Raw genomic sequence first — 25594 nt, forward strand, 5'->3', positions numbered from 1 at the left:
GTTAAATTCGTGATTTTTTGTTAGATTTCTGTTATTGATAGCAATGTACACATTGGAACGTATCGTTTGGACACAAATATTGTAAATGAATTTTAAACACGAATTCACAAATTTGCACAAATTTCAATGGTTAATTCGTTTGTTATGTTTTCGATTTTTGGATGTCACCCTGAGCGAAGTCGAAGGGCGCTCCAATTGGAATCGGGCTTCTCCCGAAGTTTCGGGACGCTCAGCCTGACATTAGGAACGCTAACTCAGTAAGTAATTTATCCAAATTAAAATCCTTCAAAAACACCCAAACCAAATAAAGCGAAATCATATTTTACCGGATCGTTACTGTCCATTTTACGAAGCTGTAAGTCTAGTTCTGCCAAAGCTTTTCCGTCGTTTTGCTTTCGCGAAAGTATTCCAAGTTTGCGGGCTACGTTGCCGGAATGAACATCAAGCGGGCAAGATAATGCGGCTGGCGAAATGCTTTTCCAAATTCCTAAATCTACTCCTTTTGTGTCCTGGCGCACCATCCATCGCAAATACATATTGATTCTTTTTGCTGCGGAATTATTTAAGGGATCTGAAATATGTTTTTGTGTTCTTGGCAAATGATCAATTTCGAAGAATGTTTTTTTGAATTCGCTGATGCTTTTCTGTAAACTGTCTTTTTCCTGATTTTTAGCGAAAACAGTTTCAAGACCGCCGTGATTTTTATAAATGTGCTGTAAACCTTTTATAAATCCACTAAAATCTTTTCCGTTGAAGGTGCGATGTACAAAATTTTCGAGACGTTCCAGATCGTTTTCAGAGTGTGACATAATGAAGTCATAAGGCGTGTTGCCCATTAATTCCATCATTTGATGTGAATTTTTGATAATCATTTTACGGTTTCCCCATGCGATTGTTGCGCTTAAAAAACCGGCAATTTCGACATCTTCTTTCTGCGAAAATAAATGCGGAATCTGTACGGGATCACTTTCTATAAAATCCTGATTGTTATATTGGATGACTTTTTCGTCAAGGAATTCTTTGAGTTCTTTTTTGTTCATGTTGAAATGAATGTTCTTGTTTATTCGGGTGCCCTAGCCCTGATGGGAGGGAAAATCCTTTTGTGCCGGAGTTCGGCACAAAAGATTGGAAGGACAGCAGGAAATAGCTCCTAATCCTAATTACTAATCTGACCGTCTACCATTACGAGTTTTCTATCGGCCATATTGGCCAATTCTTCGTTATGGGTTACGATTACAAATGTCTGCCCAAATTCGTCGCGAAGCTGAAAAAATAACTGATGTAAGTTTTCGGCAGATTGTGTGTCGAGATTTCCGGAAGGTTCATCGGCAAAAATAACATCTGGTTTGTTGATTAAGGCTCTTGCTACGGCAACTCTTTGTTGTTCTCCGCCCGAAAGTTCGTTTGGCTTGTGATTTATTCGATGTGATAAACCTAAATATTCCAACAGTTTTTTGGCTTCTTTTTCGGCTTCTGCTTTTGATTTATTGGCCATAAAAGCGGGAATACAAACATTTTCTAAAGCTGTAAATTCAGGTAACAATTGATGAAACTGAAAGATAAAACCCAGATTTAAATTTCTGAAATTGGATAAGGTTTTGTCTTTTTTGCTTTTCTTTTGGAAATATCTGGTATAATAAATAATCATAGAAATGATAGGTAATAACAGAATACCGGCTGTTATTAACCTTAAATTATCATCGTAGATTTTAGCTCTGAAAAACAAAAAACAAACGATCAAAATTATAACATAAATGAAACCAGTCCAGGTAATAATTTTGAATGTTTTTTCTTCTTTTGAATTGTCTTTTTCAACATCCTGAAGTGTTAAGATGTTTTCTCCGTTAATCGTTAATGACGAATTTGTATTTTGTTCGGGTTTGTCTAAAGTTCCTAAAATTTGCAATAATGTAGTTTTTCCGGCACCGGAAGCACCAACAATCGAAACAATTTCTCCTTTTTTAATATGTAAATCGACTCCCTTTAAAACTTCAAGTTTGTCGTAAAATTTATGTATGTTTTTTGCGTGTATCATTTTGAAACTGTTTCTACAAAGAAACAAAGATTATGATTAGAATCAAATTCTTAAATTTAAATTCCAAAAGTTTAAAAATTCCAAATTCCAATTCTTAATCTAAAATCTACAATTAAAAAAAACTTGGCTTGAAAATTGAAGAAGTGGTAATTAAGAAAAAAAATAGCGGTTAAAAATAAATTTACTTAGTGAATTATTTTTAAATTCGATTAATCTCTAAATAAAACAAAATGCAGGATTTGAATGTTGCGAATGACGAAAGAATGAGAAAACTTCTTTTAGGGCTTCTTTTTGATGGTATAGGAATGATTTCGTTTTCGATTCCGGTACTTGGCGAATTTTCAGATGTAATCTGGGCGCCAATTGCGGCTTTTATTATGAGCAGAATGTACAAGGGAAGAGTAGGGAAGGTTGCCGGTTTTTTGACCTTTGTTGAAGAAATAATTCCGTTTACAGATATAATTCCATCATTTACAATTACGTGGATTTATACTTATTTTTTTTCAGAACACTAACAAAGATGCTTAGTCTTTAAATAAAAATCCCAATCCCATACTTTTAAGCATTCTTTTTTCGAAAGCCCAAAAGAAACGAAATTGTCCAAAAACAGTTCCGATAGCAACCAATAAAACCTGATAAATTGGGAAAATAATAATTAGCCTAATTAAAGTAAACCAACCTCCAAAATCTTCTTTTGTAATGCCTAACCATACACAAAAAGGTTTAGACAACCATGCAGATGCCGATCCGGTGATGGCAAAAACGATAAATATGATGACCAATTGAAAATTTGAGGTGATGCCCCAACGTTGCTTTAATTTATTCATTTTTATTAGTAATGATTACAAATATAGCAACATTATCTTGATGGTACATATCCCCAAAGCTTTTGTTTGTAAGTATTTTGAAAATAAATCATGTAGTTGTAAATAAGATAATTTACCTCGTAACCGTACTTAATAGTCGGGTTGTAATTAATGCTCATTTCGTACAAGTCAGGATTGTAGCGTTGTGGTTGTAAAACCCTGTTATTCCATTCTGTAATATACAAATTGTTCTTGTTTTCCAGATAAGACAGAGAATGATAATTTCTAGGAAAAGCTCTCGAAGCCAGCCAAGTGCTAAATCCGTTATCAATAATTATAACTTCATATTCGAGAGAATCATTTGCAATTCTAACAGTATCATTTACGACAACATTTTGTTTTACTGCATTGTCAACCGTCTTTTGAGGTGTTGAACATGCAATAATCGTAAACAAAACAATTAATATGTAAATGCAGTTTTTCATACCTTAAAGTTACGGATTTTTTTTAAGATGCTAAGGCTCTAAGATACTAAGATCCTAAGTTTTTTAAAATGACGCTAAGGTTTTAAGTTACTATCACGAAGCCTCGCGACTAAGATTCTAAGTTTTTCCTTAGTTTATAAAAAAAGCTGTTTACTTAAATGTAAACAGCTTGCATTATTTTTTTTCGACAAAGATTTTAAAAATCTTAGAACCTTAGCATCTTAGTATCTCAGAACCTTAAATTATTTACTCTTAAAAAGTCGCCCAATAAATCCTGAAATTCCACCTTTGCTTTTTGTTACTACTAAAACATCGGCAACATCAACTTTTCCGTCTGCGTTTTGGTCTAAACCAAATTGCATTCCGTATTTAGAAATTGTATCCATGATGCCTGAAGCCTGACCACTATTTCCTGAAATTGCACTGATGATATCCGAAATTTGAAAACCACTATCATTTGGGTCTTTTGCTTTATTTACCAAAGAATTTAAAACTTGTGGAATCATACTTGCCGCAACACCGGAAGAAGCTTCACTGCTTAAACCAAATTTTTGGCCCAGACTTCCTGATAATTGCTGCGTAATTTGCTGAACAATCGGATTAGAACTGTCTATTGATGATTTTCCACTAAACAGACCAGCTAATTGTTCTGCACCACCTTCTGAAGCAATTTTTTGCAATCCAGCAAAAATAGAATTACTTGTTTCATTTACAACGGCCTCGTTGTGTTCATTTGGGACTGCATTGTTTTTTACAATGGCATCACCTCCGTATTGTTGTACTAACTGCGTTAATTGTTCAAACATGATATTTAAAGTTTAAAATTACACAACAAAATTAATAAAAAAGAAAGGGATTTACTACAAAAAATGCGGTAAATCCCTCTAAAGTTAATCTTTTTATTTTATAATTAGCTCAACAAAGAAATAATTTGTGAGGCTAATTCAGTTCCAATTCTGTCTTGTGCTTCTCCTGTTGCAGCTCCAATGTGCGGAGTCAATGAAATTTTCGGATGCATTAAGATTGCCATTTCCGGTTTTGGTTCGCTTTCAAAAACGTCTAAACCAGCAAAAGCAACTTTTCCTGAATCTAAAGCTTTTACTAAAGCAACTTCATCAATAACACCACCACGAGCACAGTTTACGATTCCAACACCGTCTTTCATGATTTCAAATTCTTTCTCACCAACGATATAACCGTTTTGAGCAGGAACGTGCAATGTAATGAAATCAGCTTCTTTAAACAATGATTCTAATGATTGAGAAACAACTGTCGTAGTGATAGACTGACCATCAAAAAACTCAACTTTGATATCTACTTTAGGAATAAAACTATCTGCTGCGATAACTTTCATACCTAAACCAAGTGCCATTTTTGCAGTAGCCTGACCAATACGGCCGATACCTACAATTCCAAGTGTTTTTCCTCTTAACTCAACTCCGTTTGCGTAAGCTTTTTTCAAACCGTCAAAGTTTGAATCTCCTTCAAGAGGCATATTTCTGTTAGAATCATGTAAAAAACGAACACCAGAAAATAAGTGTCCAAATACAAGCTCAGCAACAGATTCTGATGAAGAAGCCGGTGTATTAATTACGTGAATTCCTTTACTTTTTGCATAATCAACATCGATATTATCCATACCAACACCACCACGACCAATAATTTTTAATCCTGGGCAAGCGTCAATAATATCTTTACGAACTTTGGTTGCACTACGAACCAAAACAACGTCTACATTATTTTCATTAACAAAATTAGCCACTTGTTCCTGAGCTACTTTTGTAGTTATAACTTCAAATCCACCTTTTTCTAAAGCCAGAATTCCACTTTTAGAAATTCCATCATTCGCTAATACTTTCATTTTAGTTTATGTGTTTATTTGGTTAATCTTAAATCGTAAGATTTGTTAATTAACATATGTGATATTTTTTTCTTTTTGTTTAGGAGCTAATCCCGCTATCCGTTGCAATCTTTTATTTTTTTAAAGAAAAAAAATAAAAGGATTTCCACTTCTATCGGGGCTAAAAATCCCGTATTCATTATAAATTTTCGTGTAAACTGAAAACTAAACTTTAGCTTCCAATGCTTTCATTACATCTACTAAAACCTGAACACTTTCGATAGGCATAGCATTGTAAATAGAAGCTCTGTAACCACCCACAGAACGGTGTCCTGGTAATCCTGAAATTCCTGCGGCTTTCCATAAAGCATCAAAAGTTTCTGTGTGATCAGCGTTGTTTAGCAAGAAAGTAACATTCATTTTAGAACGATCTTCAACAGCTGCAGCACCTTTAAATAATGGGTTTCTGTCGATTTCAGTATAAAGTAAATCTGCTTTTGCGTCGTTTAATTTTTCAACAGCAGCAACTCCACCTTTTTCCTTAATCCATTGTAAGGTTAATAAAGAAACATAAACAGCAAAAACCGGAGGCGTATTGTACATACTTTCTCCTTTAATATGTTTAGCATAATCTAACATACTAGGAATTGTTCTTCCGTTTTTCTCTAAGATTTCTTCTTTAATAACTACAAGAGTAGTTCCTGCAGGTCCCATATTTTTTTGAGCCCCGGCATAGATTAAATCAAATTTAGAGAAATCCAAATTGCGTGAAAATATATCAGAACTCATATCGCAAACAACAGGTACATTTGTTGCTGGAAATTCTTTCATTTGAGTTCCAAAAATGGTATTGTTACTTGTGCAGTGAAAATAATCTGCATCACTTGGTATTGTGTATCCTTTTGGAATATGGTTGTAATTTTCTTCTTTTGAAGAAGCTACAACAACAGTTTCTCCAAAATATTTAGCTTCTTTTATAGCAGCTGTTGCCCATGTTCCTGAATCTAAATACGCGGCTTTCCCGTTTTCTTTCATTAAATTATAGGGAGCCATTAAGAATGCTGTACTTGCGCCACCTTGTAAAAATAATGCCTGATATCCTTTTCCCTGAAGTCCTAAAAGTTCTAAAGCAAGGGAGCGAGCTTCATCCATTACTGCAACGAAATCTTTGCTTCGGTGCGAAATTTCCAGAATAGAAAGTCCTGAATCATTAAAATTTAATATTGCTTTTGATGCCTTCTCAAAAACTTCTTGAGGTAAGATACTTGGTCCTGCGCTGTAGTTGTGTTTTTTCATGGTTGTTGTTAATAGTCGGAAATTTTAAAGATGCAAATTTCGGCAATAGGAGCTGAAAAAGCGATAAATTATTCGAAATAATTAAACATTTTTTTACTTTGTTGTTAACAAAAACGTTATAGTATCAACGTTATCTGCATAATCCCACAATTGAGGATTTTGTGTTTCTCCGAACGGAATACTATTTTTAATTAAATCGTTGCTTACGATGCATTGAATTTGTTCGGAATCAGTTGCAAGACGACTTTGCAGATCTTCGATGTTTTCGTAAAATTCATAAAAAACACTGGAAATAGGTGAGGCGTAACTCAAATCTTCTTTTAAAGTAAGAAAACCATTGTCTAGTAATTTGAAGTTACTCATTAAAAATACGGCTTTGTTATAATCGTAATTATTTGCATATTTTTCGTAGTGAATAACGTCCTGATATTTAAAAATAGCCTGAAAAAAAGCATCAAATGAATAGCCCTTCGGAACAAAAAGTTTAGAAACATTACGACATCCCAAACCAAAATACCTAAAAATATCTTCGCCCAGCGCTTCTAATTGTTCATGTGTTTCTTTTCCGTTTAAAACGGCAGCCGAATTTCTGTTTTTTCGAATGATTGAAGGTTTATCTTTAAAATAATATTCAAAATATCTGGCTGTATTATTGCTTCCGGTGGCGATTACGGTATCAAAATTTTCCAGTTTTCCTTCCACGAAAGTGATCTTTTCTTTTAAGCTTTCATCAACAGCAATCAAATATTTGGCTAAAAAAGGCAATAAGTGCTGATCGTTTGAAGAAGTTTTGATCAAAGTTTTATTTCCGGTAATTAAAACGGAAAGAAAATCATGAAAACCTACCAATGGAATATTTCCGGCTAAAATTAGCGCTACTGTTTTTTCGTTTTTGTTATCCTGAGTGTCAAAGGTATATGCCGAAAGCCATTTGTCGATATTTTCTTCTGTCAGCGCATCTGCCCATGATTTTATAGCAAAGTACACTTGTTCAGGTGTATACCATCCATTATGAGATTGTGATAAATAGATCAGCTTTTCGAAATCATCAAAAAATAAATCGTTATGCAAAACATCCGATTTTTTAATTGTATCGTTTTCAGAAAATTGTTTCAGAAATTTTCCTAATTCAACAAAAACACTTTTTTTTGTTTCTAATGTCATAATGTTTGTTTATGAAGAGTTTTGATTGTAATTTTGCACAAAAATAAGCTATATTAAGTTATAAGACAAAGCAGAATAAAATCTTCACATTATTATTTTTCAACTTGTAACTTTTAACTCATAACCAAGAAAAAAATGGCAATAATTATAACTGACGAATGCATCAATTGTGGGGCTTGCGAACCAGAATGCCCAAATACAGCAATTTATGAAGGTGCCGATGATTGGAGATATAAAGATGGAACGAGTCTTAAAGGAAAAGTAATTTTACCAGACGGAACTGAGGTTGATGCAGATGATGCTCAAACACCAATTTCTGACGAAGTGTATTATATTGTTCCGGGAAAATGTACCGAGTGCAAAGGTTTTCATGATGAGCCTCAATGTGCCGCTGTATGTCCTGTAGATTGTTGTGTACCAGATGATAACCACGTAGAAGATGAAGAAACCTTGTTGAATAGACAAGCATTTTTGCACGGAGAATAATATCTTTAATTCAATTTAAAGATCAAAAAATCCTGAACTTAGCTGTTCAGGATTTTTTTATTTACGAAATATAAGTTTTTTATTATTTTTATACTCTGTTATGCTATTTATAATGATTTATTTTGTTAATTTGATGGCAATATTTAAATAATTGCCTATGAGAGGACTGCTGCTTTTATTTGTTATTTTCGTTAACACTGCCATTTTTGCTCAAAAAGTGGAGTATTCCATTGTCGTAAAAGATATTGAAACACAATTGCCAATAGAAAATGCAACTGTGTTGATTATGAAAACGAAACAAACTTTAATAAGTAATCAGGACGGAAAGGTAACTTTTGAATTGGAAGGCGCATCTAATGTTCAGGTTTCGGAGACCAATTACGAGAAAGTGACACTTCGTTGGGGATCTTTAAAACCGGATTTATTTGTTGTTTATCTTAAAAACAACAACGACAATAAATTAGAAGAAATTGTAGTATCCAAAGAAAAACCAGAAAAAAACCTGCAAAGAATTGTTTCTAATTCCAGACAGAAATTGGCCAATGCTTACCGATTAAAAGTCTATGTAAGAGAGTTTTTTATGCTGGATAATAAATATTCTTATTATAATGACGGATTGGTTAATTTTCAATTTGATGGTGATCAAAAAAAATCAACAACAACCTTATTAGTAGAGCAAAACAGATCTTATGGATTGCTGGAAAATGATGTTTCTGCCGATTTAATTGGATATAATTTGAATAATATTATGGAGAATTATTCAAATTTAAAATATTTTGATCCTCTTTTAGATTCAAAAACAAAGAAAGAATACGAGTTTACAACAACAGGACATCCAAATAATAAGGATTATTATATAATGTCTGTAACGCCGTTGGATAAATCTAAAAAGGCATTGGATACTTTTGAAATTATTTACGATCCTACAAAAAAGTTAATTGTAGAATTCACTATTAGTATAAAGCCTGGTGATCTTGCTCAAATAGAAGAACAAACAAAAGTAGGCTCTAAGAATGTTACCAGATCACAGGTTAAGGTAACGTACAGAATTGATGATGAGGATTATTATTTACTAAGCTCAAACGAAGAAATTGCATACGATCTTATTTTAAAAGATCAGGTCAAAAAAAACATTCAGGTTCGAAATAATTTTATCACAACAAACTTTAACAGACAAAACTTTACTTATAAAGAAAGTGATGTTTTTAAGGAGAAAACGCTTTTTAATAAGCAAAACAAAATCCTGACCAAGTATTGGGATTTATCTGGGTTTACTGCTACTGAAGAAGAAAAAGGAATTATAAATTCATTAGAATTTAAACTTTAATTTTATTTTCTTTTTTTCGCAACAATTACAAAAGTATCGTAAGCGTATGTTTTGCGGTCGATAGTTTTGATTATGTCAAAATTATTCAGGTATAAAAACAGCTGTATCTCATTAAGAGTAAAAACGCGAACGGTCGAAAAATCATTTTCTATAATTTCCTTTTTGCCATCCACCAAAGTGTAATATTGAGCAGTCCATTCGAGCATAAAATTTTCTAAGGAATTATTTGTATCCCAATGACTTTCTCTGATATAATTGACGTTTTCGTATTTGGCTTCGTGCGTAATAATTGGGTTTTCTTTGGTGAAAGGAATAAACCTGTTGGCGTCTATAAAATCAAAAATGATAACACCGTCGTCATTTAAGTTTTTATGCAGCGAATCAAAAGTCCTGTTCATGTCATTATTTGTAATGAGATAACTTGTAGATCTTCCTGTAATTAAAATAGCATCTACAGGATTTTCAAGTTTAAAATCACGCATGTCGCCCTGTGTAAAAGAGCAATTTGAATTTCGTTGTCTGGCTATTGCAATCATATCGTCACTATAATCCAAACCCTGATAATTTTGATTGTTTTGATCGAACCTTTTTGCAAGATTTCCGGTTCCGCTTCCAATTTCAAGAATGCTTGAAGCTTTGTTTTCCTGAATTAGCTTGTTGTAAAAAGCATATTCTTCATCATAATCAACAAAAGTCTGGTACATCGCATCGTATATCGCTGCCATTTTTCCATCATATAAATTTGCCATAATTTGAAAATTTTAATATAAAAATATAAAAAAGGGCTGTCATATCGACAGCCCTTTAGCGTTATTAACTAAATATGAATTAAAATTTATAATTTACAGATAAGTTAAACATTGTTCCTAACTGGCTGAAATGTGAACCATCATAGGTCATTCTGGAATAACGTTGATTGAATGTAATTAAGTTAGATTGTGCTTTCACTTGTGCAGGATCTGCTAATAATGCAGCTCCAGCTTCATTTTCAGCTACAAATTTCCATTCTGGTAAAATATTAAACAGGTTATTTACATTTAATGCGATTGTTAGTTTTTCGGTAGCATTAAAATTTACACCTAAATCAGTAACGATTTTAGCAAGGAATTGTGTTTTAAGATTCGCTGAATCATCACGTTCTGTTTCAGTACTTCCAGGAACTCTTACCAGTTTTCCATTTGCATCTCTTACTTCATTAGAAACTAAACCATCCTGATTAAAAGTAGATTCCCCAAAATAAGTATTATTAAGAGAAAAACCAAATTTTCCAATTTCATAGTTTATTCCTAAAATCCATTTTGTTTTAGGTCTTGATGTAAAGGTTAGTGAGTTTAAAATATCACTGAATGAACTGTTATTTTTAATTCCGGAAATTCTTTCATTTTCAAAAGTGACATTTCCTGATAAATTAAACCCTAATTTACCTTCTCCTATACCAATATTGCTGTAACCCGCAACGACATCCAATCCGGAAGTTCTTGAATCAAAAGCATTAGAAAAATAGGCAACTTCACCAATAACTTCATCCGGTTGAGCTGGATCAGTTGACGGTATAACCTCATATTGCTTGTCTCCCAATGTTACTCTGTCTTCTATTTTAATATTGTAGTAATCAACAGTTATATTGAAATTTTTGAAAGGTTTTGCTCCAAAACCAACTGTTACACTTGTTGATTTTTCTGGTTGTAATTGAGATACGCCTAGTTTACGTGCCTGAGGTGAAACATTGTTTACGATTCCGCTCACTTGGATTCCCTGGCCTGGAACAAAAGAATATTGTGATTTTTGAGTATAAATCTGGTGTAGTGTCGGAGCTCTGAAACCTGTTGAAACAGATCCTCTAAACGTAATTTTATCATCAAGGAATTTATATCTTGTACTGGCTTTCCAAACTGTTGCCCCACCAAAATCACTATATTCTTCGTGGCGAACAGTTCCGTTTAATAAGAAGTCTTTTGTGATATCAAAAGCAACATCTAAATACACACCAACATTATAGCGATTCCATTTTCCTGAGTTTTCAGGTAAGTTTCCAGCAAAAGAATCTGCTCCTGCACCATCCCAAGATGCCTGATCACCTTCCATAACCGTAAAAGACTCTGATCTAAACTCAGAACCGAATCCAATACTGATTTGATCAGATACAATTTTAGAAATATCAATATTTCCAACAACGTGATTAAAAGAGGTTCCTCCTGGTTTAAACGAAATGGGACTGTTTTCTCTGTAAGTTTCATTTCCATCTGCATCAAGAATGCTGGATCTGTTTACAGAATTATTAACTGTATAAGTTTGTTTATTACCACCAACGGTAACACTTGCATCAGTATTCCATCCATTTGTTACGTTTTTAAACCCAAGTGTACCATTGTAATCACTCAAATCTCCTTCAAAAGTTGGCCCGTATCCTTCATAAGATGGATTAGCATCATTACCATTTCCAAATAAATCATTAAGATAAGGATCGCCAGATAAAGGTCTCCAATAAGGCGTTCTGAAATTGGCAAATGAATTTACTTTTTTGTAAACATAAGCAGCATTATAATATAAATTAGTATTATCACTAACTGGGCTTCCACCGTTAATTAAGAATTTTGCTGCTGCAGTTTCAGGAGAACCATTAACGTTTCTGGCATCAGGATATTTTGCTAAAAATGCCTGAACATCGGCTATATCAGCACCAAAATCTCCCGCATCACCTTCAGCATCAACAGTTCCTGGTCTGTTTGCCAAATTTACTTTAGAAAAATCTATTGTATAATTTAAGAAACCTTTTTCGCCTACAGTTGTTCCTTGGTTTAAACTAACGCCCAACATTTCTCCATCACCTTCAGAAGTAATTCCACTTCTTACTGTTACAGATCCATCAGTATTGTTTTTCTTTAAAATGATGTTCATTACTCCCGCAATCGCATCAGATCCGTATTGTGCAGAAGCTCCATCACGAAGAATTTCCACTCTTTCGATCGCATCGGTAGGAATTGCAGAGATATCTGCACCTGTTTCTCCACGTCCCGGAGAAGTTTGTACATAAAGTAATGAACTTAAGTTTTTACGTTTACCATTAATAAGGATCAAAGTTCTACTAGGTCCTAAATTTCTAATTTCGTACGGATCCAGTAATGATGTAGCATCATTTACCGGAGTTTGTACCGTATTAAAAGACGGAATTTTGTATTGCAATGCCTTGTCAAAAGTAGCTTGCCCGGTAGAAGTTAAATCTTTTGATGATATTACATCAATAGGAAGCGGAGTTGTAGTATTACTTCTGGCTGCGGTTCTGGAACCTGTAACAACAACTTCGTCTAAATTTTGTCCTCCTTCTTCAGATAAAGCAACATCAATTTGAGGAGAGTTTGCCAGCCTGGTTACGCTGTTATACCCCATGTAAGTAAAAATTAATGAAGCTCCTTCTTTAACTGTAATTTTATACGACCCGTCAATATCGGTAGAAACACCGTTATTAGTACCCTTTTCGACAATGTTAACACCAGGCAGTGGATTGCCTGTATTGTCTTTTACTACACCAGAAATTTGCTGTTGTGCAAAAATGACGACTGTGTTAAATAGGAATAATAGAATTGCAATTTTTTTCATGTTTAATCTAATTTTGGTTAAAATTTGTATGTTGGTTTGTTAAATATTGTGATAAAAATAGCGTTATTTAACAAAACATTATAAAAAAGTTTGATTTTTTTTAAGAAAAGTCGTAAAAAAACATATATCGTCATTTTTTGTTTACTTAAGAGGTATTAAATCTTATATTTGCAAAATTTTAAGGCTAAAATCTATCATTTTAGCAAAAAATTAAAAAGAAGAAAAAACGTTCAAATCAGAGGCTAAATATTTGATACATAAATCAGTAATGACGGCGTCTGACAGAGATAAAATCAAATAAAAAACAAATATTATCTACATATGAAAGCAGGAATTGTAGGATTACCAAATGTTGGAAAATCGACTTTATTTAATTGTTTGTCGAATGCAAAAGCACAAAGTGCGAATTTTCCGTTTTGTACAATCGAACCTAATATTGGTGTTGTTAACGTTCCGGATCCAAGAATCAACAAATTAGAAGAGTTGGTAAAACCAGAACGTGTGCAAATGGCAACTGTTGATATTGTAGATATCGCAGGTTTGGTAAAAGGTGCGAGTAAAGGTGAAGGACTTGGAAATCAGTTTTTAGGAAACATCAGAGAGTGTAATGCTATTATTCACGTTTTACGTTGTTTTGATAATGATAATATTGTACACGTTGACGGAAATGTAAACCCAATTCGTGATAAAGAAACTATCGATATCGAATTACAGTTGAAAGACTTAGAAACCGTTGAAAAACGTTTGGAAAAAGTAAATCGTGCCGCTAAAACCGGAAATAAAGAAGCGCAGACTGAAAAAGCACTTTTAGACAGAATCAGAGAATCATTATTGCAGGCTAAATCAGCTCGTACTGTTGTACCTCAAGGAAATGATGAAGAAGTTTTAATGGAATCTTTTCAGTTGATTACGGCAAAACCAGTTTTATATGTTTGTAATGTTGACGAAAATTCAGCTGTAAACGGAAATAAATATGTAGATCAGGTTCGTGAATTAGTAAAAGATGAAGATGCAGAAGTAATTATTCTTTCAGTAGGAGCAGAGGCTGATATTACAGAATTAGAAAGCTACGAAGAGCGTCAGGTTTTCCTTGAAGATATGGGATTAACAGAGCCGGGAGCATCAGTTTTAATTCGTGCAGCTTACAAATTATTAAAACAGCAAACTTACTTTACAGCAGGTGTAAAAGAAGTTCGTGCCTGGACAATCAATATTGGAGCTACAGCGCCACAAGCAGCCGGAGTTATTCATACTGATTTTGAAAAAGGATTTATTCGTGCAGAAGTTATTTCATACGAAGATTACGTTCAGTACGGTTCTGAAGCAAAAGCAAAAGAAGCAGGAAAATTCAAAGTAGAAGGAAAAGAATATGTTGTAAAAGATGGTGATGTAATGCACTTCCGTTTCAACGTTTAATTTTTTTCTTTGAGAATAGAACTTTAGAATAAAGAATAAAGAATAAAGAATAAAGAATAAAGAGAATAGATTGAACTGCTGAAGAAATTCAGCAGTTTTTTTGTGTTTAAATATTACAAATGTTAGGCTGAGCGGAGTCGAAGCCCTTCAAAGTAGAAAGCCTTCGACTCCGCTCAGGATGACATTCGTTTTCAAAATAAAATCTGCAAAATCTGCGTGAAAAAATAAACACAGCATAAAAATAAAAATCTGTGTAAATCCGCGTTTTCGCTTTAGCGAATCCGCGTCATCAGCGTTGAATTTTTTAACGCAATCCACTTTCTCATAACAATAAAAACAAATAAAATTTAAAGTTTAATTTTTTGGCTCAAAAATTGGTTATCAGAAAAAAGTATATTTTTAACAACCAAAAACAAACCAATCAAATGCTAAAAACTTTCAAAATTCTGGGCTGGGCTATTCTTGCCATTATTACTTTTCTTGTCCTATATATAATTGCAGTTTATCTGATTTCTAAAATTACCGTTAACTCGGATAGCGCATTTATTAAAGAACAAAAAACAATTCCAATTTACATTCTCTCCAACGGCGTTCATACAGATATTGTCGTTCCTGTAGTAAATGATATAAAAGACTGGCGCAACCAAATTCAGTTTAACCAGACACAATCCAAAGATAGTTTAATGAATTTTATAGCTTTTGGCTGGGGCGATAAAGGTTTTTATCTCAACACGCCAGAATGGTCAGATTTGAAAGCCAGCACAGCCTTAAGAGCTGCATTTGGTATAAGTTCATCAGCGATGCACACTACATTTTTCAAACAATTAAAAGAGGGTGAAGATTGTAAACGAATTTTAATCTCTAAAGAAAACTATCAAAAGCTGGTTTCTTATATTTCAGACAGTTTTAGTAACCCAACAAATCCGGAATGGATTGAAGGACACAGCTACGGAAAAAAAGATGCTTTTTATGAAGCAAAAGGGAGTTACAGTCTGTTTTACACTTGTAACACCTGGGCGAATAATGCGTTGAAAGCCGCGAATCAAAAAGCCAGTTTATGGACGGTTTATGATAAAGGGATTTTTTGTCATTATAAATAAATCGTTTTTATTTAATATGTAGTCCCTACGGGACAAAAATGGTGGTGTAATGATTTTTTTCTACCAATAGATAATCTCTACGAGATATTCCTTAATGAATATAGAATATTAAATATTAAAAAGGTAAGTATAATACTCCGTTAGGAGTTAAATATTGGTAGGAAAAAAATAGAAATAACGTTTGCAAATGTCCCGTAGGGACTACATAAAAAAATATTCACATGGTAAAAATGTAAAATTTGCTCAAAAAGCAACAATTCAAAATTTTAACTTATTGTTTAAATTTGAGAGAATATCCAAAAATCGAAGTATCGTGAAAATTAAAAATATATTCTCCAAAACGTGGTTTCTGCTCAAGAATACCTTTTTAGAATTTAATGATGACAACGCTATTAAACTTAGTGCAGCGTTATCCTATTATACCATTTTTGCATTGCCGCCCTTATTGATTATTATCATAACAATTTGCGGTTTTTTCTTTGGTGAAGAAGCAGTAACGGGACAATTATACGGACAAATTAATGAGATGGTTGGAAATGAAGCAGCAATTCAGATTCAGGAAGCTATAAAAAACGTACAACTTTCCGGAAGTAATGTTTTTGCAACCGTTTTTGGTATTGTTATGTTATTAATAGGTGCTTCGGGGGTTTTTGCAGAAATACAAAGTTCCATTAATTTTATTTGGGGTTTACGGGCAAAACCAGACAAAGGTCTTAAGAAATTCATACAAAACAGATTAATGTCATTTTCAATGATTGCTTCCGTTGGATTTTTAATGCTCGTCAGCCTTTTGGTAAATACAACTCTTGATTTGGTAAGTACCCGTTTAAAAATATACTTCCCGGAAAGTACTGTTTATTTGTTTTACGTCGTAAATATTTTCATTGTTTTGGTTAGTATAACGCTTCTTTTTACGATTATTTTCAGAACATTGCCAGACGGAAAAATAAGATGGAAAGATGCAATTATCGGTTCATCAGTTACAGCCGTGCTTTTTATGATTGGTAAATTTGCTATAGGATTTTATTTAGGAAGCTCCACAGTAGCGTCAGTTTATGGTGCGGCGGGTTCTGTAATTATTATTTTGGTTTGGGTGTATTATTCAGCAATAATTCTGTATTTTGGGGCAGAATTTACAAAAGTCTACGCTAAGTCATACGGAGGAAAAATTTATCCAAATGAATATTCAGTAGAAATACAGAAAGAGATTTTTGAAATAGAAAAATAAGATATTACCACAGATTTTTACAGATTATAATGATTTCGCTATGATATTTTTAATCTTTAGAATGTAATCTGTGGCAAGAACTTTGCTGTCAGATATAACACAAATACCACAATATGAAAATTATAGCCTTTGGAGGAAGTAATAGTCAACAATCAATCAATAAAAAACTGGCAACTTATGCTGCAGGTTTAATTGAGAATGGAGAAGTTGAAGTTTTAGATTTAAATGATTTCGCAATGCCATTATTCAGCGTTGATTTAGAGAAAGAAATCGGTCAGCATGAAAAAGCAAAAGCGTTTTTAGCCAAACTGGCAAGCGCAGATATTTTAGTCGTTTCTTTGGCTGAAAATAATAACAACTACTCAACAGCCTTTAAAAATATATTCGATTGGTCTTCCCGAATTACCAAAGAAGTTTTTCAGCAAAAACCAATGTTACTAATGGCAACTTCGCCAGGTACAAGAGGCGGAGCTTCCGTTTTAGAAATTGCACGCAATGCTTTGCCAAGATATGGAGCCGAAATAAAAGGTACATTTTCGTTACCGGCCTTCAATGCTAATTTTGATTTAGAAAAAAATCAAATTTCTAATGCCGAATTAGACAAAGAATTAAAAGATATTATAAAAGATTGTTTCTAATTTATGACACCAAAAAAGATTGTTTTTTTACTCCTTATAAATGTTATCTTCCTGTATTCTTCATTTGCACAAAAATATAATGCAATTGATAACATCGTTTTAAAATACCCAAAAAGTTTTAGTACAACCGAAAAATTGGCAGAGAGAATCGAAAAGGATTTTACCTCTGATTACGACAAAGCGAGAGCAATTTATAGCTGGATTGCTCTTAATGTAAGGTATGATTATGCTGCTTTTTTGAATCCGCCAAAAACACAGGGCTTTAGCTATCGTTCAGAAGCCGAAAAACAAAGAAAGATTCAGGCGCTGAATGATCAAATGGTTGAAAAAGCATTTAAGTCTAAAAAAGCAGTTTGCGAAGGTTTTACGGTTTTGTATCAACATTTGGCTTCATTAGTTGGAATTAAATCTGAGATAATTCGTGGCGATTCTAAAACCAGATTAGTAGATATTGGGCGAAAAAGCACCACTTCAAATCATGCATGGAATATGGTTTTGATTGATAAAAAATGGAGATTGATAGACGTTACCTGGGGGCAAGGTTATTATGACAGCAGTAAAGGAAGAATGGTAAATGACTTTTCGGCCGTTTATTTTGATACAGATCCTGATTATTTTTTTGCCAAACATTTCCCAGATTCCGAATCTTATTTAGGCAATAAATTAAGTAAAGAAGATTTCCTGAACGGACCTTTAATTTATAATAAAACAATTGAAAAAGATTATAAAATCAAATCACCCGATTCTGGTATAATTGAAGTAAGGAATGGCGATAAAATCACTTTTGAAATCAAAAATATTTCAAAATCAGATCAGTTTTATTATTTAAACAAAAGAAATCAACCCGTGAAAATTACTAACGGAAGAGAGAGAAAAGGCGGTTTAGAGTTTCAAATAACTTTTGATAATACAATAGGCGAGTATATTACTTTTTTTGTAGATACAAATAGTATTGCAGCATTTAAAATAGTTTCCAAGTAAGAATTTTTAGCAAAGTTGATTTATATCATTTTCTTCTTTTATCGAATTGGCGTATCTTAGCTGTTACGGATTTGAAAAAAAATATAGGAACTTGCCTTATGGAAACAACTTTTTTGAAATCAATTTTAGATAATGATTTCTACAAATTTACGATGCAGCATGCCGTAATCAGACTTTTTCCAAAGGCTAAAGTGCGTTATGGATTTATAAATCGCGGCAAACATGTTTTTCCGCCCGGTTTTGCAGATTTGCTTCGAAAATCGGTTGATGCAATGGCAGATTTGCGATTAACAAAAGACGAAAAGCATTATTTATCCCACTATTGCCCATATCTCGATCCTACTTATTTAGATTTTTTGCAAGGATATAATTACGATCCTTCAGAAGTTAAAATTACTCAGGAGGGATCTGAAATAAAAGTTGTTGTAGAAGGTTTCTGGTACCGAACCATTTTGTGGGAAGTGCCTTTAATGGCTTTGATTTCAGAACTTTTTTATAAATCAAATCACTTAATTCGACTGAATGATGAGGCTATAAAAACGCTCACTAAAAATAAGATTGACAACTATAATAAATTAGGAGTTTCTGTTTTAGAATTTGGTACAAGACGACGTCATTCTTACGATGTACATGTTTTGGTTAACGAAACGCTGCAAACTTTTGGCTCAGAAAGTTTCATTGGAACAAGCAATGTTCATTTTGCCATGCTCAACAACAAACGCCCTTTAGGAACTCACGCACACGAATGGTTTATGTTTCATGCCGCACAATACGGTTTTAAAATGGCAAATTCAATCAGTCTTGAACATTGGACACAAGTTTATGGCGGTGATCTTGGAATCGCTTTAACGGATACATACACAACAGATATATTTTTCAATCAGTTTGATAAAAAATACTCCAAACTTTTTGATGGTGTAAGGCACGATAGTGGTGATGCTGTTGAGTTTGCCCAAAAAGTAATTTCTCATTATACCAAAATGGGAATAGACCCAAAATCTAAAGCTATTGTTTTCTCAGATTCGCTTAATTTTGATAAAGTAAAAACGATCGCGGACTTTTGTAAAGACAAAATTAAAATGTCATTTGGTATCGGAACTAATTTTACCAATGATGTTGGATTGCCTTCCATGAATATGGTAATAAAATTAACCGACACAAAACCAGATAATACCCATTGGCAGGGCGTCGTGAAGCTTTCTGACGAAAAAAACAAAAATACGGGAACTCCCGAAATGATTGCTTTGGCAAAAGAAGTCCTGGGAATCAAATAGTATTTTTTTATTTTAGAACGGATATTTTCTACTTTTAAAGTCTGTATTATTTTAAAATCAATTTAAATAGAATTCAAAGCTGTTATTATTCGTAACAAAAAGAAAATACGCTTTTATTTTTTAGCTAGAAATGGTACATTAGCCGAAAATCCAATTCATTTATGCTAGAGCAAAATCAATATAACGAAGATAATATCCGATCACTCGACTGGAAGGAGCATATTCGTATGCGTCCGGGAATGTATATCGGAAAATTGGGAGATGGATCTTCGCCGGATGATGGTATTTATATTCTATTAAAAGAGGTTTTAGATAACTGTATCGATGAGTTCGTCATGGGCTCCGGAAAAACGATTGAAGTTACCATCAAAGATAAAACGGTTTCGGTTCGTGATTACGGACGTGGAATTCCGTTAGGAAAAGTAGTAGATGTAGTTTCGAAAATGAACACAGGAGGAAAGTACGATTCTAAAGCTTTTCAGAAATCTGTTGGTCTAAACGGTGTCGGAACAAAAGCGGTAAATGCACTTTCGAACTATTTTCGTGTAGAATCTGTTCGTGATGACAAACAAAAAGCAGCAGAATTTTCAGGAGGAAATCTGGTTTTAGAAGAAGATGTAATCGAGACAACCAAACGTAAAGGAACAAAAGTAACTTTTACGCCAGATGAAACGATCTTCAAAAACTACAAATTCCGTATGGAATATGTTATTAAAATGGTCAAAAACTATTGTTATCTAAACAATGGATTAACGATTATTTTTAATGGCGAAAAATACATTTCGGAGAATGGTCTTAGAGATTTATTAGAAGAAACCATTAATGAAGATGATTTAGAATATCCGATCATTCATTTGAAAGATCATGATATCGAAATCGCTTTAACACACAGTAAAACACAATATAGCGAAGAATATCACTCTTTTGTAAACGGACAAAACACAACACAAGGAGGAACTCACTTAGCTGCATACAGAGAAGCAATTGTAAAAACCATTCGTGAGTTTTACAACAAAAACTTTGAAGCTTCAGACGTTCGTAAATCGATTGTAAGTGCGATTAGTATTAAAGTTATGGAACCAGTTTTTGAGTCTCAGACCAAAACAAAATTAGGTTCTACAGATATGGGTTCTGATGATGGAACGCCTGCTGTTTCGGTTCGTACTTTTGTAAATGATTTTGTTAAGAACAAACTTGACAATTATTTACACAAAAATCCGCCAACTGCAGAAGCTTTATTACGCAAGATTTTACAGGCAGAACGCGAAAGAAAAGAATTGTCAGGAATTCGTAAACTGGCAACAGATCGTGCGAAGAAAGCCAATCTACATAATAAAAAATTAAGAGATTGCAGAGCGCATCTTCCGGATACAAAAAACCCTAGAAACTTAGAAAGTACGCTTTTTATTACCGAGGGAGATTCGGCTTCCGGATCGATCACCAAATCGCGTGATGTAAATACGCAAGCCGTTTTTAGTTTGCGTGGTAAGCCGTTGAATTCCTACGGAATGACGAAGAAAATCGTTTATGAAAATGAAGAATTCAATTTATTGCAAGCTGCTTTAGATATCGAAGACGGACTGGAAAAACTACGTTACAACAATATCGTAATCGCAACCGATGCCGATGTCGACGGAATGCACATTCGTTTGTTGTTGATTACTTTCTTTTTGCAATTCTTTCCCGAATTAATCAAAGAAGGACATTTGTATATTTTGCAGACACCGCTTTTCAGGGTTCGAAATAAAAAAGAAACCATCTATTGTTATTCTGAAGAAGAGAGAAGAGACGCCATCGAAAAATTAAAACCAAAACCGGAAATCACTCGATTTAAAGGTTTGGGAGAGATTTCTCCAGATGAGTTTAAAAACTTTATTGGAGAAACGATTCGTCTTGACCCAATTATGATGGATAAAAATACTTCGATAGAGCAATTATTGTCGTTCTATATGGGGAAAAATACCCCGGACAGGCAAGAATTCATTATCAAGAATTTGAAGGTGGAGTTGGATACGATTGAAGATGTTGCTATTTAAAAAATAAAAAATATAATATTGCCAAACGATCTTCAAAATAAAGTTGTATTTCATCACGTTGCCCAGTTACTTCAAAACGCCCGGCAACAGGTTTTACGTACCGTAAATTCAACAATGACAATTACCTATTTTGAAATAGGAAAAATTATTGTTGAAGAGGAGCAAAATGGAAAAGATCGGGCTGAATATGGGAAACAGCTTTTAAAAAATCTTTCTAAACAATTGACAAAGGAGTTTGGAAAAGGGTTTTCTATCAGGAATTTAGAGCAAATAAGACAATTCTATATTATTTATTCAAAATCCGAATCATTGACTCGGATTTTAGGGATTAAAAATACGCAGTCACTGACTGCGGAATTCAAATCTCAAAAAACGCAGACAGTGTCTGCGGAATTCAAGAAACTAGATTATCAAACCTTGGATTCATTTTTTAAATTGACTTTTAGCCATTATATTTTTTTAATGAGAATTGATGATGAAAAAGAAAGACGTTTTTATAAGATAGAATCTGAAAAACACAATTGGAGTGTAAGGGAATTAAAACGTCAGTATGATTCGGCACTTTATACAAGATTAGCATTAAGCAGAGATAAAGAAGGTATTTTGAAACTTTCAGAAGAAGGTCAGATTATCGAAAAACCTAAAGATCTTATTAAAGATCCTTATATCTTAGAGTTTTTAGGATTGCCTGAATTGCCTCAATATTCAGAATCACAGCTCGAAGAAGAAATAATAAATAAACTAGAACATTTTTTATTAGAACTAGGTCATGGTTTTACTTTCGTTGGAAGACAACAAAGAATTACTTTTGATGATAAACATTTTAGAATTGATTTAGTTTTTTATAATAGAATATTAAAATGTTTTGTTCTTATTGATTTAAAAATAGGAGAATTAAAGCATCAGGATTTAGGGCAGATGCAAATGTATGTAAACTATTATGATAGAGAAATGCGATTGGAAGATGAAAATAAAACTATCGGAATTATCCTCTGTCAAAATAAAAGTGAAGCTGTAGTTAAATATACATTACCTGAAAATAACGAACAAATTTTTGCAAGTAAATACAAGACAATATTGCCGAGTGTTGAAGTTTTAAAAGAGCTCATCGAAAACAAATAATATCAAATTTATAATTTCGAATATAAATAAATGAAAGACGAAGAAGACGATAACATAATTCCAAACGACGACGAAAATAATTCAGACGAAAACCAACTTGATGAAAATCAGGAAGGAGACGATGAAATTATTGACGTAGACGCTAAACATTTTGAAGGACAGCATTTTTACGAGAATCAGGAAGAAGAAGGAGAAGACGTCATTACGAAAGTAACGGGAATGTACAAAGACTGGTTTTTGGATTATGCTTCTTATGTAATTCTTGAACGTGCAGTTCCCGCGATTGAAGATGGTTTTAAACCGGTTCAACGTCGTATTATGCACTCTTTGAAAGAGTTGGATGATGGTCGTTATAATAAAGTTGCCAATGTTGTAGGACACACCATGCAGTATCACCCTCACGGAGATGCGAGTATTGGTGATGCAATGGTACAGATTGGTCAGAAAGATTTATTGATTGATTGTCAGGGAAACTGGGGGAATATCTTAACGGGCGACGGAGCTGCGGCTTCTCGTTACATCGAGGCACGTTTATCTAAATTTGCTTTGGAGGTTTTATATTCGCCAAAAATTACCGATTGGGGAGTTTCATACGATGGTCGTCGTGCAGAACCAAACAATCTTCCGGTAAAGTTTCCGTTGCTTTTGGCACAAGGAGCTGAGGGAATTGCGGTTGGTCTTTCGACTAAAGTTTTACCTCACAACTTCAATGAATTAATTGATGCTTCGATCAAAATTTTAAAAGGAAAAGCATTCACACTGTATCCTGATTTCATGACACAAGGTATTGCCGATGTGTCAAATTATAATGACGGACTTCGTGGTGGACGTGTTCGTGTTCGTGCGAAAATTTCACAATTGGACAAGAACACTTTGGTGATCACGCAAATTCCGTTTTCGACCAATACGACTACTTTGATTGACAGTATTTTGAAAGCCAATGATAAAGGTAAAATCAAAATCAAGAAAATTGAAGACAATACGGCGGCTGATGTTGAGATTTTAATTCACTTGTTTCCAGGCGTTTCTCCAGATAAAACTATTGATGCTTTATTTGCTTTTACAGCTTGCGAAACTTCTGTAGCGCCTTTGGGTTGTGTTATTGAAGATAACAAACCTTTGTTTATCGGAGTTTCTGAAATGTTGAAAATTTCGACTCACAGAACTGTAGATTTACTTCGTCAGGAATTAGAAATTCAATTAGAAGAATTAAAAAATAAATGGCATTTCTCGACATTGGAGAAAATCTTCATTCGCGAAGAAATGTACATTGATTTCAAATTGTATTCTGATAGGGAATCTCTTTATAAATATTTATACGACCGATTTGAGCCTTTCAAAAAATCATTCGTCAGAGAAATTAATGACGATGATTTACAGCGATTGACTCAGATTCCGATGATTCGTATTACCCGTTTTGACTCTGATAAAGCCGATGATTTTATCGCTAAGTTAGAGGATGAAATGAAGGAAGTAGAGCATAATTTAGAAAATCTGACAGATTTTGCAATTGCCTATTTTACTAAATTAAAAGAGAAATACGGAAAAGGCCGCGAGCGCCAGACAGAACTTCGTGTTTTTGATAATGTTGAGGCTACAAAAGTAGTTTTAAGAAACACAAAACTTTACGTAAATCGTGAAGAAGGTTTTGTTGGAACAAGTTTGAAAAAAGACGAATATCTTACGGATTGTTCTGATATTGATGATGTTATTGTGTTTCTCCGTGATGGAAAAATGCTTGTTACAAAAGTTGATGCAAAGACATTTGTTGGAAAAGACATTATTCATGTTGCTATTTTTGATAAGAGTGATAAACGTACGATTTACAACATGATTTATCGTGATGGAAAATCAGGGCCTTCATACATTAAACGCTTTAATGTGTCGGGTGTAACGCGTGATAAGCCTTATGATTTGACCAATGAAACAGCTGGTTCTCAGGTGGTTTATTTCTCGCATAATCCGAATGGAGAAGCTGAGGTAATTACCATTTTATTACGTCAGGTTGGAACGATCAAAAAATTGAAATTTGATATTGATTTTGCCAAACTAGCCATTAAAGGACGTGCATCAAAAGGAAATTTGGTAACCAAATATCCTATCAAGAAAATTGAATTAAAAGAAAAAGGAATTTCGACTTTATTGCCAAGAAAAGTTTGGTTTGATGATACTGTAAAACGTTTGAATGTTGATGCAAGAGGAGAATTATTAGGTGAGTTTAAACCAAGTGATAAAATCTTGATTATTAATCAAAGTGGTAAACTGAAAGTTATAATTCCGGAGTTATCGACACATTTTGATGAAGATATGATTGTCTTGGAAAAATGGAATCCAAAGAAACCAATTTCTGCTATTTATTATGATGGAGAAAAAGAGCGTTATTATTTGAAACGCTTTTTAGTTGAAAATGAAGGAAAAGAAGAAAGTTTCATTACAGAACATCCAAATTCGCAATTAGAAATTGTTTCGACAGATTATCGTCCGATGGCACAATTGGTTTTTGCTAAAGTAAAAGGAGTTCAAAAAGAAGATTTACATATTGATGTTGAGGAATTTATAGCTGTAAAAGGTTTTAAAGCTTTAGGAAATCAGTTAACAACTGAAAAACTAAAACAAGTTAATTTATTAGACCCGTTACCTTATGAAGAGCCTGTTGAAGAAATTCCTGAAACGCCGGAGATTTCAGAAGATGATTCGGTTGAAACAGAATTAGATGACGACGGCCAGATTGGTTTAGTTTTAGAATAAATTTTTAAAAAGCGC

The 25594-nt window shown here is 33.5% G+C and carries 21 protein-coding genes and 2 pseudogenes; 12 read left to right on the forward strand and 11 right to left on the reverse strand.

Annotation, left to right across the window (positions count from 1 at the left end):
* Nucleotides 1-275 precede the first annotated feature (275 nt).
* The 3 genes and pseudogenes from RT99_RS07540 to RT99_RS25925 all read right to left on the reverse strand — a co-directional run.
* Nucleotides 276-1040, reverse strand: a complete 765-nt coding sequence (locus tag RT99_RS07540; protein WP_042564128.1) for a TIGR02757 family protein — start codon at nt 1038-1040, stop codon at nt 276-278.
* Nucleotides 1041-1156: 116 nt separating this feature from the next.
* Nucleotides 1157-1606 (reverse strand): annotated as a pseudogene (locus tag RT99_RS25920) (ABC transporter ATP-binding protein); the annotation flags it as partial.
* A 216-nt stretch (nt 1607-1822) separates the two neighbouring features.
* Nucleotides 1823-2035, reverse strand: a pseudogene (locus RT99_RS25925) (ATP-binding cassette domain-containing protein); the annotation flags it as partial.
* Nucleotides 2036-2265: 230 nt separating this feature from the next.
* Here RT99_RS25925 and RT99_RS07550 point away from each other — a divergent pair.
* Entirely contained in the window at nt 2266-2550 is a 285-nt protein-coding gene (locus tag RT99_RS07550) for a hypothetical protein (protein WP_042564130.1), read from the forward strand.
* Nucleotides 2551-2559: 9 nt separating this feature from the next.
* Here the strand turns inward: RT99_RS07550 and RT99_RS07555 are convergent, their stop codons facing one another.
* The 6 genes from RT99_RS07555 to RT99_RS07580 form a co-directional block, all read right to left on the reverse strand.
* A complete protein-coding gene (locus RT99_RS07555; protein ID WP_042564131.1) occupies nt 2560-2862 on the reverse strand; it encodes a DUF6787 family protein in 303 nt (100 codons plus the stop codon).
* A 32-nt stretch (nt 2863-2894) separates the two neighbouring features.
* Entirely contained in the window at nt 2895-3326 is a 432-nt protein-coding gene (locus RT99_RS07560) for a DUF6146 family protein (RefSeq protein WP_042564132.1), read from the reverse strand.
* 242 nt (nt 3327-3568) lie between these two features.
* The gene (locus RT99_RS07565; protein WP_042564133.1) at nt 3569-4132 is read right to left on the reverse strand and encodes a DUF937 domain-containing protein; all 564 of its coding nucleotides are present in this window, start codon (nt 4130-4132) and stop codon (nt 3569-3571) included.
* Between the two features lie 104 nt (nt 4133-4236).
* The gene (locus RT99_RS07570; protein ID WP_042564134.1) at nt 4237-5187 is read right to left on the reverse strand and encodes a D-2-hydroxyacid dehydrogenase; all 951 of its coding nucleotides are present in this window, start codon (nt 5185-5187) and stop codon (nt 4237-4239) included.
* A 204-nt stretch (nt 5188-5391) separates the two neighbouring features.
* Complete coding sequence (gene serC / locus RT99_RS07575; RefSeq protein WP_042564135.1) at nt 5392-6462, reverse strand: 3-phosphoserine/phosphohydroxythreonine transaminase; 1071 nt, start codon at nt 6460-6462, stop codon at nt 5392-5394.
* Between the two features lie 93 nt (nt 6463-6555).
* On the reverse strand, nt 6556-7626 hold the full coding sequence (locus RT99_RS07580) for an acyl-CoA reductase (protein WP_042564136.1): 1071 nt from the start codon (nt 7624-7626) through the stop codon (nt 6556-6558).
* Nucleotides 7627-7761: 135 nt separating this feature from the next.
* On the opposite strand from RT99_RS07580, the gene RT99_RS07585 reads away from it, so the two are divergent.
* Nucleotides 7762-8112 (forward strand): 4Fe-4S dicluster domain-containing protein, encoded by a 351-nt coding sequence (locus tag RT99_RS07585; RefSeq protein ID WP_042564137.1) that lies wholly within the window; start codon nt 7762-7764, stop codon nt 8110-8112.
* 157 nt (nt 8113-8269) lie between these two features.
* The gene (locus RT99_RS07590; protein WP_042564138.1) at nt 8270-9439 is read left to right on the forward strand and encodes a hypothetical protein; all 1170 of its coding nucleotides are present in this window, start codon (nt 8270-8272) and stop codon (nt 9437-9439) included.
* A gap of 2 nt (nt 9440-9441) precedes the next feature.
* Here the strand turns inward: RT99_RS07590 and RT99_RS07595 are convergent, their stop codons facing one another.
* Together RT99_RS07595 and RT99_RS07600 are read right to left on the reverse strand one after the other, a co-directional pair.
* Nucleotides 9442-10188, reverse strand: coding sequence for a class I SAM-dependent methyltransferase (locus RT99_RS07595; RefSeq protein ID WP_042564139.1), 747 nt, complete (start codon nt 10186-10188; stop codon nt 9442-9444).
* 79 nt (nt 10189-10267) lie between these two features.
* Complete coding sequence (locus RT99_RS07600) at nt 10268-13036, reverse strand: TonB-dependent receptor (RefSeq protein ID WP_042564140.1); 2769 nt, start codon at nt 13034-13036, stop codon at nt 10268-10270.
* Between the two features lie 321 nt (nt 13037-13357).
* Here RT99_RS07600 and ychF point away from each other — a divergent pair, with 321 nt between their 5' ends.
* The 9 genes from ychF to RT99_RS07645 all read left to right on the forward strand — a co-directional run bounded on the left by ychF (nt 13358) and on the right by RT99_RS07645 (nt 25579).
* Nucleotides 13358-14452, forward strand: coding sequence for a redox-regulated ATPase YchF (gene ychF / locus RT99_RS07605; RefSeq protein ID WP_042564141.1), 1095 nt, complete (start codon nt 13358-13360; stop codon nt 14450-14452).
* Nucleotides 14453-14877: 425 nt separating this feature from the next.
* Nucleotides 14878-15552, forward strand: coding sequence for a TIGR02117 family protein (locus RT99_RS07610; protein ID WP_042564567.1), 675 nt, complete (start codon nt 14878-14880; stop codon nt 15550-15552).
* Between the two features lie 313 nt (nt 15553-15865).
* On the forward strand, nt 15866-16780 hold the full coding sequence (locus RT99_RS07615; RefSeq protein WP_082036942.1) for a YihY/virulence factor BrkB family protein: 915 nt from the start codon (nt 15866-15868) through the stop codon (nt 16778-16780).
* Nucleotides 16781-16893: 113 nt separating this feature from the next.
* On the forward strand, nt 16894-17418 hold the full coding sequence (locus tag RT99_RS07620; protein WP_042564142.1) for an NADPH-dependent FMN reductase: 525 nt from the start codon (nt 16894-16896) through the stop codon (nt 17416-17418).
* A gap of 3 nt (nt 17419-17421) precedes the next feature.
* Nucleotides 17422-18399 carry a transglutaminase domain-containing protein gene (locus RT99_RS07625; protein WP_042564143.1) on the forward strand — a complete coding sequence of 326 codons (978 nt, stop codon included), beginning with the start codon at nt 17422-17424 and terminating at the stop codon, nt 18397-18399.
* A gap of 98 nt (nt 18400-18497) precedes the next feature.
* A complete protein-coding gene (gene pncB / locus RT99_RS07630) occupies nt 18498-19673 on the forward strand; it encodes a nicotinate phosphoribosyltransferase (RefSeq protein WP_042564144.1) in 1176 nt (391 codons plus the stop codon).
* A 161-nt stretch (nt 19674-19834) separates the two neighbouring features.
* The gene (locus RT99_RS07635) at nt 19835-21709 is read left to right on the forward strand and encodes a DNA topoisomerase IV subunit B (protein WP_042564145.1); all 1875 of its coding nucleotides are present in this window, start codon (nt 19835-19837) and stop codon (nt 21707-21709) included.
* Nucleotides 21710-21727: 18 nt separating this feature from the next.
* Nucleotides 21728-22831 (forward strand): YhcG family protein, encoded by a 1104-nt coding sequence (locus RT99_RS07640; protein ID WP_042564146.1) that lies wholly within the window; start codon nt 21728-21730, stop codon nt 22829-22831.
* 30 nt (nt 22832-22861) lie between these two features.
* Nucleotides 22862-25579, forward strand: a complete 2718-nt coding sequence (locus RT99_RS07645) for a DNA gyrase/topoisomerase IV subunit A (protein WP_042564147.1) — start codon at nt 22862-22864, stop codon at nt 25577-25579.
* Nucleotides 25580-25594: the final 15 nt, after the last annotated feature.

Source organism: Flavobacterium sp. MEB061 (assembly GCF_000834715.1).
In the GTDB taxonomy this organism is placed as follows: Bacteria; Bacteroidota; Bacteroidia; order Flavobacteriales; family Flavobacteriaceae; genus Flavobacterium; species Flavobacterium pectinovorum.